Origin of the sequence: Halosimplex halophilum (assembly GCF_004698125.1) — an archaeon.
Classification (GTDB): Archaea; Halobacteriota; Halobacteria; order Halobacteriales; family Haloarculaceae; genus Halosimplex; species Halosimplex halophilum.
In genome coordinates this window covers 181206-193285 of the sequence record NZ_ML214298.1, presented here as the reverse complement: position 1 = coordinate 193285, position 12080 = coordinate 181206, and the positions used below count along the sequence as shown (strand labels likewise).

Genomic DNA, 12080 nt, shown 5'->3' with positions numbered 1-12080 from the left:
GCCCGGACACCGGCGATACGTGGTAGCTACCGTCCGGCACAGTACCGTGGCGTCTCGGGGTACGGCCGTCCAGTTATCGCCGCCAGAACTTCTGTCCCGTTCGCTGAACTGGTGATCGGAGCGTATCCGTCTCGTTTGACGGGACTCACTCGATGTTCGATCAGTTAATTGCCGGTTACTCCGGGTACGGCGTATGATTTTTCACGATCAGTGTGTAACGATCACGTGTATGGGGTTCGGGAGCTACGACGAATCGGAACAGGAGAATCAGGAGTTAGACGCCGACCTCGAGGACGACGACGACGGCGTCAACACGGCTGAGAACACACACGACGGCGACGTCGAGTACGAGTTCGACGCGTCGAACGACGAGTTGCTCGACAGGCTACAGGACATCAAAGAGAACACGTGAAACCCGGGGTTCGCGCCATCGGGGTGGCCGAATCCTACCGGAGCGAGGACAGCACGCTGGCGGCTGCCGTCGTCCGCGCGAACCGCGTCGTGGACGGGCTCGCGTTCGACACCTGCACGGTCGGCGGCACCGACGCCACCGAGACGGTCGTCTCGCTGGTCGACCGGCTCGACCGCGAGGACGCGCGGTACCTCCTGCTGGCGGGCGTCGCGCCCGCGTGGTTCAACCTCTTCGACCTGCCGGAGATCCGCGAGCGCGTCGACCGCCCGGTCCTCTCGGTCGCCTTCGAGGACAGCGACGGGCTCGAAGGGCCGCTCCGGGAGGCCTTCGACGGTGACGCACTCGACGACCGGCTGGCCGTCTACCGCCGCCAGCCCGAGCGCCGCCCGGTCGAACTCGACGACGGGACCGTCTACGTCCGCGCCGCCGGCCTCGACCCCGACGAGGCCGCCGCCGTCGTCCGCGGGTTCACCCCCGAGGGCGGTCGCCCGGAGCCGCTGCGAGTCGCCCGCCTGGCCGCCCGCGCGGCCGACCGGCGGTTCGTCGGCGGCGAGGGCGGCGGCGATGGCGACGGCGGCGCGGGCGACGACGCCGACCGCTGACCCGTCCGTCGCCGAGACCGACCCGGTTATGGTCGCGGGCGGCGACCCCCGGGTATGAGCGACGGCGAGATGGACGGACTCGAAGTGGTCGCCTGCGAGCGCTGTCCCGAGCTGGTCGACAATCGGGGTCGCATCGTCAGCGGCGTCGGCCCGGCGGACGCGGACCTGCTGTTCGTCGGCGAGGCGCCCGGCCGGTACGAGGACGAGGAGGGCGAGCCGTTCGTCGGCCGCAGCGGCGACGTGCTGGACGACGGCCTCCGCGACGCCGGCCTCGACCGGGGCGACGTGCGCATCACCAACTGCGTCCGCTGTCGCCCGCCCGACAACCGCGACCCGACGGACGACGAGCGCTCGAACTGCCGGGGCTACCTGGAGACGGAGATCGACCGCGTCGACCCCGCGGTGGTCGTCACGCTCGGCAAGGTCCCCGCCGAACACCTGCTGGAGCGGGACGTGGCGGTCACGAGCGAGGCCGGCGACGTCGTGGAGGCCGAGATCGGCGGCGAGCGACGGCGGGTGCTGGTCTGCGTCCACCCCGCGGCGACGCTGTACGACCCCTCCCAGCGCGAGACGTTCGCCTCGACGCTCGAACGGGCCGCCGACTTCACCGACGAGTCCAGCGGCCAGTCCCGGCTCGGCGACTTCTGAAGCGAGTAAATCGCGAAGCGAAGTTCGACGAGTACGGCCCGGCGGAGGTTTATCCGCGGAAGCGAGCAACACGCGGGTATGGCGTCGGTTCCCGTCGACGAGCGGACGAAGGCCCGGATCCGGGAGCTGTGCGAGGAGATCGAGCGCGAGACCGGCCGTGCGGTGTCCGAGCGCGCCGTCGTCGAGCGGATGGTCGAGCGGGAGTTCGCGTCCCGCGAGGCGCTGGTCGACTCGTTTCGCGAGGAGGCGAGCGACCCGGTCGACGACGACTTCGAGGGGCTCTCCGAGGCGGAGATCGAGCGGTTCTTCGCGGGCACGAGCGACTGGGGTATCGATACGGCGGCGGACGATATCGACGAGGTCCTCTACGGGGACGAAGCGCTGTCCGAGTTCGACGACGAATGAGCGTCTTTCTCGACACCGGACTCTACTACGCGCTGCAGAACGAGGGGAGCAGCCGCCACGAGCCCGCCAGAACGGCGTTCGACGCCGTGTTGCGCGGTCGGTTCGGACCGGCGTTGACGAGCGAATACGTCTACGACGAGGCCGTCGCGCTCGTGCGGAAACGGACCGGCAGGTACGACGAGGCGAAGACCGTGGGGGATCGGATCCTGGGACGGGACGGATACCCCGACGCGGTCGACTTCCACTTCGTTTCCCGAGCGGAGTTCGACTTCGCGGTCGAGGCGTTCGGCCGCTACGACGATCAGCCGCTCAGTTTCACCGACGCGACGACGGTCGCGCTCGTCGAAGCACACGACGTCGACCACGTGCTCGCGGTCGACGACGACTTCGACGGGGTCGTCGACCGAGTCGACCCGCGGTCGCTCTCGGGCGAGTGACTGTCCCGGCGTCTCAGTCGTCCGCCGGCGACGCCGCGGGACCCGTCTCGTCGCCCGCGACGCCGCCCGTCTCCCGCACCTCGACGGCCTCGACCAGCAGTTCGGCCACGTCGACGACCTCGATCTCGTCCTCGAAGCCGCCGGTCTTGCGGCCGTCCTCGAACATCGTGGTACACATCGGGCAGGCGACGACGAACTTCTCGACGGCGGGGCCGACGGGGGTGTCCTCGACGGCCTCCCGCAGGCGTTCCTCGCTGGGCTTGGGGTCCTCGTCGAACTCCATCCAGAGGCCGCCGCCACCGCCGCCGCAGCAGAACGAATCGTCGCGGTTCCTGGGCATCTCGGCCAGCTCGCAGCCGGTCGCCTCGATCAGGTCGCGGGGCGCCTCGTACTCGCCGTTGTACCGGCCGAGGTGACACGGGTCGTGGTAGGTGACGGTGTAGTCGAGTTCGTCGCCGCGCAGGCCCAGGCGGCCCTCGTCGACGAGGTCCTCGACGACCTGCGTCCAGTGGAAGACCGGCGCCCCGTCCCAGTTCTCCTCGGGCACCTCCAGCATCGGGTCGTCGGCGAATTCCTCGAAGTCGACCTCGGGGTACTCGTTGTCGAAGGTGTTGAACGCGTGGGGGTCGGTGCAGACGACCTTCTCGAACTCGCAGTCCTCGAAGGCGTTCACCATGGTCGCGGCCTGCTCGACGAAGAGGAACTCCTCGCCGACCCGCCGGACGTCGTTGCCGTCGTAGACCTCGTCGTCGTACAGGATGCCGTAGTCCACGTCCGCCCGCTCGAAGAGGCGGGCGAGCGAGCGGGCCACCCGCTGGTTGCGGTCGTCGAAGCTCGGGTAGTCGCCGACGTACCAGAGGTACTCGACCGACTCCTCGCGGGCGTCGGTCGGGTCGGCGTCCAGTTCGTCGGCCCAGTCGGCCCGCTTGCGCTGGGACTCGCCGAAGGTGTTGCCCTGCTGCATCACGTTCTGGAAGGCGTCCTGGACGTTCCGGTCGAGGTCGCCCTGGTCGACGAGCTGGCGGTTCATCCGGGTAAAGGAGTCGAGGTGTTCGATCTCGACGGGGCAGGCGTCCATGCAGGCCATGCAGGCCATGCAGGACTCCATCGTCGCGGCGTCGATGACAGACGTGCCCCCATCGGCGACGATGTCGACTTTCTCACCGCCGGCGTCGCGGGCCTCGCGGTAGTTCTTGAGGTCGAGGATCACGTCCCGCGGGTCGAGCGGGCGGCCGGCGGCCTTCGCCGGGCAGGCCGCCGAGCAGCGGCCGCACTTGGTGCAGGCGTCCTGGTCGAGCAGCTCCTTCCAGGTGAAGTCGTCGATGGACTCGGCGTTCGTGGCCTCCAGGTCGGCGGGGACGCCGGGGAGCCGCCGGCCGGCGTCCTCGTCGCGGGCGACGACGTTGGCGGCCGAGGCGAGCATGTGGAACGGTTTCCCGAGCGGGACGGCGGCGATAAAGGCCAGCGCGAGGATCGCGTGGCTCCACCAGACCAGCGGGTAGGTCGCCTCGGCCATCGCGGGGGTCACCCCGACGCCGTCGAGCGCGACGGCGACCGCCCAGCCGACGAAGCTCACCGTCTCGAAGTCGGGGAAGCCCTGCCCGAGGATCCGCCACCCCTCGGTGAGGTAGCCGCCGACGCCCAGCAGGAAGAGCGCCCAGACGAAGAGGTCGTCCTCGGCGGAGGTGTGGCGGCCCCACAGGCGGCCGTCGCGGGCGGCGTAGCGCCGGTACAGCAGGACGCCGAGCCCGACGACGAAGAGCAGTCCCATCGCGTCGACGACGAACGAATAGGAGAGGTAGAAGTCGCCGACGAAGAACGAATCGCCGGTCAGCGGGCCGTAGACGTCCATGTCGATGCCGAGGATCGTGGTCGCGATGAGCAGCGTCAGGAACCCCCAGAGGACGAAGGCGTGGGCGAGGCCGGCGACGAGGTCGCCGTCGCGCAGCGTCCGGTTCGAGAGGACGACCCGCGCGGCGTCGACGACTCGCCGGGGCAGGTCGTCGAGCCGGTTCAGCGGGTCCTCGCGGCCCTCGGCGTAGCGGGCGACCCGCCGGTACGACCCCAGCAGGAAGACGGCGATGGCGACCGCGGCCAGGTAGTAGAACGCCGCCTTCCCGACGGGGCCGATCCCCCAGAACGTCGGGCGGGTCGGCGCCTCCGCCTGGAGCACGAGCATACCCTAGAGGCGGGCCACGCCGCGCTTAAAGCTTGCCACGAAATCACACGACAACGGCTCACAACCGCCGTCCCGTTTGTCGATTTCGCGCCCGGAAGTGTACCGGTCCTCGGGGTGGTGGGTCGTACCCCCCGACCGGTCGTTCGCCGCAGGTGTCAACAATTATTTAGGTGTGCGGCCCTCGACTGGGGCCCAGGAGATGGACGAAAAGACAGAGGAACTGCGGGACATCTTCATGGACGTTTCCGACGAGGAGACGGTCACGGAGACCCAGGCGGAGCAGCGGGGCTCCATCGCGGACCAGCCCGACGAGTCGACCATCCGCGAGCGCCTGCGGGGGGTAATCGAGGCGCTCGGCGACCGCTACGAGTTCGACTCCGACCTGGGGACGGAGACGTACGTCGCCCTCGTCCGGGGGTTCTACGACGACAGGTCCGACGAGGCGATCGCCGAGGACCTGGATATCTCGACCGGGGAAGTGTTCCGCGCACGCATGGACCTGCACCTGTTCCGGGAGGCGGACACGGCGGCGCCGTTCGACATCTGCGAGCTGCGCCGCCGCCGCGAGGAGAGCGACGCCGCGCTCGCCGAGGAGTTCGGCGTCGAGGAGTCAACGCTGGCCCACTACCGCCGCGTCGTCGACGCCCAGGACGCCGCCCGGGCCGCGAACCACCGCTACCAGACCGAGTTCGACGAGATCCTCACCGACGCCGCCATCTCGGGCCAGCTCACCGAGAGCGTCAAGGAGGACGGCCTCGACGAGGCCGCCGAGGACATCGAGACCGACGTGTCGTTCTGAGCGGCGGCACCGACCTCGATTTTTCCGGCATCGGAGCCTCAGCCCGTGCCCGACTCGTACTGACGGGTTTCGCGTGTGAGTCGAGTCGTTGTTTCTGGTGGGTCTGCCGTGGAAGTGTTTCGAGCGCGACCGCACTCGATAGTGTGCGCTGAACGCCCTCGGCGCGCTCGCGGTCGCCCGTTCAGTCCACCAGGGACCGCACAGCACCGCTCGGCACCGCGCCCGCCCCGCACGACACCGCAGACAGCCACGGGCCTCCCCAGCCGATTCGCGACCCGCGAGTCGCGAATCCACCGTCGGAGCAAGCTCCGACGAGCCTTCGTTCACACAGTTCACGAAGACCTCGCGCGGTTCCGTCGCGGCACGGAGGCCGCCAACGTCAGAGCAAGCGCTGACGGCCCATCGGAATCGCAAGCGATTCCGAGACGACAGCGCGCGCCAACAGCACCGCAACCGCTCGACGCAACGGCCGTAACCTGTACTGAGCATCCGGCGCCTGCGGCACCGGTTCACCGCTCGCGCCGGCGGCGCGAGCGGCCTTTTCACCCCTGTCTTTGCCACCGGGTTCCCCGCAGAGAGCGCAGCGACGAGGAAACCCGGGTGGCAAACAGATGGCGGCGCAAGAGTTTAAGACCGAAAGCGGGACCACCGCCGGGTATGCACACGTTCCGCGACGTGGCAACGGCGGCGTACTGCCCGCGGAAGCTCTACTACCGCCGGCGCGACCCGGCGGCCGACGAGGATGTCCCCCAGGAGGTCCGCGCCCGCCGGGACCTGGCCTTCCGCTACCCCGAACTGCTCGACTCCGACCCCGAGATCCAGGCCGCGCCGATCGAGATCACGCCCACGCAGTACCGCTCGCGGCTCGGCCGCCTGCGGGCGAGCCTCGACGCCTGGGACGACCTGGTCGACCCCGCGGGCCGAGAGGTGCTGCTGGAGGGGCGGGAGTGTCGCGGGGTCGCGCACAAGGTGCTCGACGGGCCGCCGCGGCCGTCGCTGGTGTTCGCCGGCTCCCCGCCCGAACAGGGGGTCTGGGAGCCACAGACCGTCCGGCTGGTCGCCGCCGCGAAGGCGCTGGCCTGGGAGCGCGAGACGACCGTCGAGACCGCCTTCGCCGAGTACCCCGCCTTCGGCGTCGTCCGCGAGGTACCGCTCACGACGCGCCGGAAAGCGACCTATCGCTCGGCCGTCCGCACCGCCGCCGCCGTCGACGGCCCGCCCTCCCGGACCGCGAACCGCGAGAAGTGCTCGCCATGCGAGTACCAGGGCCAGTGCGGCGTGACGACGCGGTCGCTGAAGTCCATGTTGTGAGACGGGGCACGGGCCGAACGGGCGCCTTCAGGGAGAGGCGGTCACGCGGAACTGCCCTCGGGGTCGGCCCGCTCGCGGATGATGTCCCGGAGTTCGTCGGCCTCCTCGATGTTCTCCATCTCGGCCTCCTCGACGATGGCGGTGCCCTCGACGGACTCGCGGGTGGCGCGGTCGACGACGTACACCGACCGGGTCCGGGTGACCCGCCCGACCGAGGACATGATGCGGGCGCGCTTCTCTGCGGTCTTGGTGAGCTCCGAGTGGCCCGTCAGCATCTCCTCCTCGCGGCGCTCGTTCTCGCTGACGGTCTTAAATGGCGCCCGGTCCGTCGGGTGGACGTCGAAGCCGACGCGGGTGAGGACGGCGACGATGGGCTCGTCCTCGGGGTCGACCTCGGGGTCGTCGGGGGTCTCCTCGTCCTCGCGGACCTCCTCGGCGCCGTCGAGCACCTCGACGGGCGACGTGAGCGGCGCGTCGAACAGTTCCTGCAGCTGGCTGGCGACCTCGACGGAGGCGTCCATGCCGTCCTCGTACTTCGAGACGGTCCGCCGGGAGACGCCGAGCTCGTTGGCGAGGCGGCCGAGCGACCAGTCGCGGTCCTCGCGGGCGTCCGCGAGCACCTCGCTGTCGATGTTGACGTAGAGGCCGCCCGGCGCCGCGTAGATGAGCGGCGGGACCTCCTCGACGAAGAGATCCATGGCGGTGTCGGGCGAGAGCACCGGGACGCCGTGGCGGAAGTAGGTGACGCCCGGTTTGAGCTCCTCGTCGCGGGTGCGCAGGCCGATGACCAGCGGCGTGGCGCCCAGGTACTTCCCGAGGCGGCGCATCTCGGCGCCGGTGTGGCCGTCGAACGCGTCGATGTTGCCGAGGATCTTCACGAGGAGGACCTCCTCCCCGCGGCGGGCCGCGACGTCGAAGCTCTTCGGCCGGATGGCGCAGCGCTCGCTCACCACGAAGCCCGCGTCCTCCAACATCGCGGTGACGTTGCCGACCAGTGCCGACCGTGACATGGTGTGAGGTAAGTAGGTCTTCGCATATATGCGTTGTGCCCCCGTAGACCCGCCGTGCCTCCCGTTTTTTCACGCCGACCGATAGATTGATATAGAATTTCCCGGTCGAAACCCGTTTGCCCGCCCTCGCGTTATGGCCCGTGTGACCGTCATCGGGCTCGACGACACGGATTCCCGCGAGCGCGGGATGTGTACCACCTTCGTCGCCGCCACCCTCGCCGAGCGGATCGAAGACGTGGGTGGAACCGTCGAGCGGCGCCTGCTGGTACGGCTCAATCCCGGCGTCGAGCACAAGACCCGGGGTAACGCCGCGCTGGCCGTCCACACCGACCTCGACGCCGACCGCGCGCTCGAACTCGCCCGCGACCACCTCGACCTGGCCGAGACCGCGGACCCCCGGACGAATCCGGGCGTCGTCGTCGCGCCGGGCGACCCCGGTGCGGTCCCGGAGGAGGTGGCCGCGTTCGCGCGGGCGGCGGTGCGGGATTACCACGGGATCGACGACGCGGTCGACCTGGCCGCGGAGGCGGGCTACCGGAGTGCCCACGCCGGCAACGGCCGCGGCCGGGTCGGCGCGCTGGCCGCCGTGGGCGCGTGGCGGGCCTTCGACGAGTGGACCTTCGAGTGTATCTCCTACCGCGAGCGCGACCGCTGGGGGACCGAGCGGGACGTGAACGAGGAGTCGGTGTTCGCCGCCGCCGGGCGCGCCTACCCGGACGCATGGGACACCGTGGACCGGGGCGAGAGCTACCCCGTCTGCGCCCCGCGGACGCCCTGCCCGATCCTCCACGGGATCCGCGGCGACGACGCCGAGACGGTGCGGTCCGTGGCGAGGGCAATCGACGGCGAACCGGTCGCGAGCCGGGCGCTGTTCGTCACCAACCAGGGGACCGACGCCCACCTGCGGCAGGTCGACGGATTCGGGAGCGCCGCCGACGGACGGGCCTACCGGGTCGACGGCGAGGTCGTCGCCGACCCGGAGACCCGGGAGGGCGGCCACGTGTTCACCGCCCTGCGGAGCGACGACGGCGAGACCGCCGAGATCGCCGCCTTCGAGCCCACGAAGCGGTTCCGTGACCGCGTGCGGGCGCTGCGCCCTGGCGACCGGCTGACCGTCTGCGGGGAGCTGAGCGACGGGACGCTGAAACTGGAGAAGTTCGCGGTCAGGGAACTGGTGCGGACCGAACCGGCGAACCCGGAGTGCCCGGAGTGTGGCCGGTCGATGGGGTCGGCGGGCGCCGGCCAGGGATACCGCTGCCGGGACTGCGGGACGAGCGCCGACGGCAAGGTCGATGCCCCCGTCGAGCGCGACCTGGAACTCGGGTGGTACGAGGTGCCGCCCTGCGCCCGCCGGCACGTCGCGAAACCGCTCGTCCGCGGCGGGTTCGACGCGCCCGTCCACCCCGAGCGATAGACCCGGCTCACTCCGCGAACTGCGCTTCCAGCCAGTCGAACTGCGACTCCAGCTCGTGGCGTCGCTGGCGCTTGATCACGGTCGCGTCGAGCACCTGCCCGACGAGCGCCACGTCGAGTTCGAAGTCGGTCGTCGCCGTGACCTCCGAGCCGCCGTCGACGGCTTCCACGCGGTACTCGGTGTCCATCGTCTCGAAGAAGCCCTCGGCCTGCTCGTAGGCCAGGTCGGCCTCGGTGTCGACCAGGCGCAGGTCGAGCGTCACCGTGGCGAGCCCGACCTGGTTCTCCAGGTGCATGTCGTCGCCGTCGACGGTCACCTCGGTGAATCCGGCGGCGAGCATGAACGCCTCCAGGTCCCCCATCGCGTCGCGCACGCGCTCGGGCGGGGCGTCGACTCGTCGCGAGACCGTGACCGTCTGCATACGCGTCCGGACACGCTCCAGCCCCGTCAGTGTCACGCCGCACCGGTTCGGCGAGGTCGCCGCTCGCGGCCCGAACCGCGCGACCCGACCGACCGCGGCGTCGGCTCCCAGGCGGCGACGACCCGCCCGAACGTCTTCGGGACAACGCGCTCGCCCGCGGACCCGCAAGTACGGGTATGGCCGACGTATCGAGAGAGGCGACGCGGACGCTCGACGCCCGGGAGATCGACGGCGAACCGTTCGGCGACATCATGGCCGCGCTGGACGACCTCCCGGTGGAGGGGACCCTCGAACTCGTCAACAGTTTCGAGCCGGAGCCGCTGTACGACGTGCTCGACGACCGCGGATTCGACCACGAGACCGAGCGCGTCGCCGACGACGAGTTCCACGTCTACATCACCCCCGCCGAGTGACGGCGCGCCTGCACGCGGCCAGTCGCCCCCGCACGCTCGCTCCTCCGGGAGGGGGCGAACAAGTTCGGGACGGGACATAGCGGGATAGCGACCCGACTGTCGGTATGGTCAACGTTCCGTCGCCGTTCGGCGGGAGCGACGACACCTTCGACCCCTACGACGAGTTCGTCCCCGGGCACGCGCCGGCGCCCGGTGACTTCCTCGCCGAGCACGACGTGCTCGACGGCCGCGAGCACCTCGCGGTCCACCGGCTGGCGCGCGAACTGTTCGAGGAGCGGGCGGTCTACGACATGACCTTCGGCTACAACCTCGCGCGGCTGAACAACGACCAGCGCCACCCCGACGCGGGGTACCGCTACGCCGTCGAGCGGGCAGAGGCGGTCGACGACGACCTGCCGACGCCAGACGGGTCGGGACGCGAGGGGGACGAGCCGGCCCGCGTCCTGCGGGCGGAGTTCACGCCGACGACCGCCTTCTGCCCGCAGAGCGACACGCTCACCAGGGGGTCGCTGCGCGCCTGGAACGGCCTGGCCGACCGCCACGAGTTCGACCTCGTGCGGGTCCGCGTCGCGCCGATGCACCAGCGCGCGAGTCAGATCAACGCCGCGCTCCGGGACATGGAGGCGACGCTCGTCGAGACCGGGGAGCTACCCGACCCCGACGACGGGAGCGACGCCGGAACCCCCGGCGACGGGTTCGACGACGACGCCGTCCCGGGGTCGGCGGGTCGCGACGGGTCCCGTGCGCCGTTCTGAGCGGGCGCGGCCTCCGATACGGACCCTTCCGTCGCATCGGTTCCGACAGTAGGATATCCCACTGGTCCCTTAGCCCCGGTCGATGACGGGCTCGCGCGACCGCGCCTGGCTCGCGGCGATGGTGTTCGCCGTCCTGCTCGCGCAGGTGCTGCTGTACCCGGGCGTCGACCGGCTGGTCGGCGCGCTCGGCGCGACGACGGACCTCGACGCGAGCATGTGGTTCCTCGCGGCGGAGTTCGCGGCGTTCGTCGCCTTCGCCGGCGTCTGGGGCGCCGCCAGCGACCGCGCCGGCCGGCGGACGCCCTTCATCGCCGCCGGCGCGCTCGGGGGGTCGGCGGGCTATCTCGCGCTCGCCGTCCTCCCGGGGTTCACCAGCCTCTCCTTCGAGGGCGTGCTGGTCGTCCGCGCGGCCCAGGGCGCAGCGACTATCGGCGCCTTCTCGCTGGCGATGACGATGCTGATGGACCTGGAGGGCGGCCACGGCCGGAACATGGCCGCCGCCGGCGCGGCCATCGGCGGCGGCACCGCGCTGGGCGCCCCGCTCGGCGGCCAGCTCTACGAGGTCGGCCCGTTCGTCCCGCTCTATCTCGCGAGCGCGCTGCTGGCGGCCGTGGCCGCCCTCGCGCTGGCGGTCGACGACCGCGCGCCCGACGGCGAGCGCGACTCGCTGGCCCGCGCAGTCGCGAGCCTCCGCGGGACGCCGACGCTGGCCGTCCCCTACGCCTTCGGCTTCCTCGACCGCCTCACGGCCGGCTTCTTCGCCCTCGTCGGCACCCTCTACTTCCGGTCGGCGTTCGGCCTCGGCCCCGGCGCCACCGGGCTGATGCTCGCCCTCTTTTTCGCCCCCTTCGCCCTCCTGCAGTACCCGATGGGCATCCTCTCGGACAAGGTGGGGCGGACGGTGCCCATCGTCGCCGGGTCGGCGTGTTACGGCCTGGTCGTGATCGGCGTCGGCCGCGCGCCGACGGTCGCGCTCGCCGGCGCCGGGATGCTCGCCGTCGGTATCCTGGGTGCGCTGATGTCGCCGGCGACGATGGCGCTTGTGACCGACCTCGCCGCCGACACCGAGCGCGGCGTCGCGATGGCCGGGTTCAACGTCTTCGGTAGCCTGGGCTTCCTAGCCGGCGTCGTCGTCGGCGGGGGCGTCGCGAGCGCCTACGGCTACCCCGAGGCGTTCCTCGTCGCCGGCGGCCTGGAGATCGTCGTCGCCGCCGCGACGCTGCCGGTCTTCCTGCGGCTGGACATCGGCCGGACCGCGACGTTCGTGGAGTGAT

The 12080-nt window shown here is 70.9% G+C and carries 14 protein-coding genes; 11 read left to right on the top strand and 3 right to left on the bottom strand.

The window, feature by feature from the left end:
• The first annotated feature begins 229 nt into the window (after nucleotides 1-229).
• The 5 genes from E3328_RS12105 (at nucleotide 230) to E3328_RS12085 (ending at nucleotide 2504) form a co-directional block, all read left to right on the top strand.
• Complete coding sequence (locus tag E3328_RS12105) at nucleotides 230-412, top strand: DUF5786 family protein (RefSeq protein WP_135364901.1); 183 nt, start codon at nucleotides 230-232, stop codon at nucleotides 410-412.
• Entirely contained in the window at nucleotides 409-1014 is a 606-nt protein-coding gene (locus E3328_RS12100; protein WP_135364900.1) for an endonuclease dU, read from the top strand. Before E3328_RS12105 ends, E3328_RS12100 begins: the two co-directional genes overlap by 4 nt.
• Before the next feature lie 54 nt (nucleotides 1015-1068).
• On the top strand, nucleotides 1069-1662 hold the full coding sequence (locus E3328_RS12095) for a uracil-DNA glycosylase (RefSeq protein ID WP_135364899.1): 594 nt from the start codon (nucleotides 1069-1071) through the stop codon (nucleotides 1660-1662).
• Nucleotides 1663-1740: 78 nt separating this feature from the next.
• Nucleotides 1741-2067 (top strand): hypothetical protein, encoded by a 327-nt coding sequence (locus E3328_RS12090; RefSeq protein ID WP_135364898.1) that lies wholly within the window; start codon nucleotides 1741-1743, stop codon nucleotides 2065-2067.
• Complete coding sequence (locus E3328_RS12085; protein WP_135364897.1) at nucleotides 2064-2504, top strand: type II toxin-antitoxin system VapC family toxin; 441 nt, start codon at nucleotides 2064-2066, stop codon at nucleotides 2502-2504. The genes E3328_RS12090 and E3328_RS12085 overlap by 4 nt, the downstream gene beginning before the upstream one ends.
• Before the next feature lie 13 nt (nucleotides 2505-2517).
• Here E3328_RS12085 and E3328_RS12080 read toward each other — a convergent pair whose 3' ends face one another.
• A complete protein-coding gene (locus E3328_RS12080) occupies nucleotides 2518-4683 on the bottom strand; it encodes a heterodisulfide reductase-related iron-sulfur binding cluster (RefSeq protein ID WP_135364896.1) in 2166 nt (721 codons plus the stop codon).
• A gap of 199 nt (nucleotides 4684-4882) precedes the next feature.
• Here E3328_RS12080 and E3328_RS12075 point away from each other — a divergent pair, with 199 nt between their 5' ends.
• On the top strand, nucleotides 4883-5482 hold the full coding sequence (locus E3328_RS12075; protein ID WP_135364895.1) for a conditioned medium-induced protein 4: 600 nt from the start codon (nucleotides 4883-4885) through the stop codon (nucleotides 5480-5482).
• A 657-nt stretch (nucleotides 5483-6139) separates the two neighbouring features.
• Complete coding sequence (locus E3328_RS12070) at nucleotides 6140-6793, top strand: CRISPR-associated protein Cas4 (protein WP_135364894.1); 654 nt, start codon at nucleotides 6140-6142, stop codon at nucleotides 6791-6793.
• 41 nt (nucleotides 6794-6834) lie between these two features.
• Here the strand turns inward: E3328_RS12070 and E3328_RS12065 are convergent, their stop codons facing one another.
• Nucleotides 6835-7803: a transcriptional regulator gene (locus E3328_RS12065; protein ID WP_135364893.1), complete on the bottom strand. Its 969-nt coding sequence runs from the start codon at nucleotides 7801-7803 to the stop codon at nucleotides 6835-6837.
• A 142-nt stretch (nucleotides 7804-7945) separates the two neighbouring features.
• On the opposite strand from E3328_RS12065, the gene E3328_RS12060 reads away from it, so the two are divergent.
• A complete protein-coding gene (locus E3328_RS12060) occupies nucleotides 7946-9217 on the top strand; it encodes a tRNA(Ile)(2)-agmatinylcytidine synthase (protein ID WP_135364892.1) in 1272 nt (423 codons plus the stop codon).
• 7 nt (nucleotides 9218-9224) lie between these two features.
• On the opposite strand, the gene E3328_RS12055 is transcribed toward E3328_RS12060, so the two are convergent.
• Nucleotides 9225-9638: an SRPBCC family protein gene (locus E3328_RS12055; protein WP_135364891.1), complete on the bottom strand. Its 414-nt coding sequence runs from the start codon at nucleotides 9636-9638 to the stop codon at nucleotides 9225-9227.
• A 176-nt stretch (nucleotides 9639-9814) separates the two neighbouring features.
• Between E3328_RS12055 and E3328_RS12050 the strand changes: the two genes are divergently transcribed.
• The 3 genes from E3328_RS12050 to E3328_RS12040 all read left to right on the top strand — a co-directional run bounded on the left by E3328_RS12050 (nucleotide 9815) and on the right by E3328_RS12040 (nucleotide 12079).
• Nucleotides 9815-10051 carry a DUF2249 domain-containing protein gene (locus tag E3328_RS12050; protein WP_135364890.1) on the top strand — a complete coding sequence of 79 codons (237 nt, stop codon included), beginning with the start codon at nucleotides 9815-9817 and terminating at the stop codon, nucleotides 10049-10051.
• 104 nt (nucleotides 10052-10155) lie between these two features.
• Nucleotides 10156-10806, top strand: a complete 651-nt coding sequence (locus tag E3328_RS12045; RefSeq protein ID WP_135364889.1) for a DUF7998 family protein — start codon at nucleotides 10156-10158, stop codon at nucleotides 10804-10806.
• Nucleotides 10807-10888: 82 nt separating this feature from the next.
• On the top strand, nucleotides 10889-12079 hold the full coding sequence (locus tag E3328_RS12040) for an MFS transporter (RefSeq protein ID WP_135364888.1): 1191 nt from the start codon (nucleotides 10889-10891) through the stop codon (nucleotides 12077-12079).
• Nucleotide 12080: the final 1 nt, after the last annotated feature.

Bases quoted from the DNA above. Each gene is read 5' to 3' on its own strand.
- E3328_RS12050 (WP_135364890.1), top strand. From the start codon at position 9,815: ATGGCCGACGTATCGAGAGAGGCGACGCGGACGCTCGACGCCCGGGAG.
- E3328_RS12045 (WP_135364889.1), top strand. From the start codon at position 10,156: ATGGTCAACGTTCCGTCGCCGTTCGGCGGGAGCGACGACACCTTCGAC.
- E3328_RS12085 (WP_135364897.1), top strand. From the start codon at position 2,064: ATGAGCGTCTTTCTCGACACCGGACTCTACTACGCGCTGCAGAACGAG.
- E3328_RS12065 (WP_135364893.1), bottom strand. From the start codon at position 7,803: ATGTCACGGTCGGCACTGGTCGGCAACGTCACCGCGATGTTGGAGGAC.
- E3328_RS12070 (WP_135364894.1), top strand. From the start codon at position 6,140: ATGCACACGTTCCGCGACGTGGCAACGGCGGCGTACTGCCCGCGGAAG.
- E3328_RS12105 (WP_135364901.1), top strand. From the start codon at position 230: ATGGGGTTCGGGAGCTACGACGAATCGGAACAGGAGAATCAGGAGTTA.
- E3328_RS12095 (WP_135364899.1), top strand. From the start codon at position 1,069: ATGAGCGACGGCGAGATGGACGGACTCGAAGTGGTCGCCTGCGAGCGC.
- E3328_RS12040 (WP_135364888.1), top strand. From the start codon at position 10,889: ATGACGGGCTCGCGCGACCGCGCCTGGCTCGCGGCGATGGTGTTCGCC.
- E3328_RS12080 (WP_135364896.1), bottom strand. From the start codon at position 4,683: ATGCTCGTGCTCCAGGCGGAGGCGCCGACCCGCCCGACGTTCTGGGGG.
- E3328_RS12075 (WP_135364895.1), top strand. From the start codon at position 4,883: ATGGACGAAAAGACAGAGGAACTGCGGGACATCTTCATGGACGTTTCC.
- E3328_RS12090 (WP_135364898.1), top strand. From the start codon at position 1,741: ATGGCGTCGGTTCCCGTCGACGAGCGGACGAAGGCCCGGATCCGGGAG.
- E3328_RS12055 (WP_135364891.1), bottom strand. From the start codon at position 9,638: ATGCAGACGGTCACGGTCTCGCGACGAGTCGACGCCCCGCCCGAGCGC.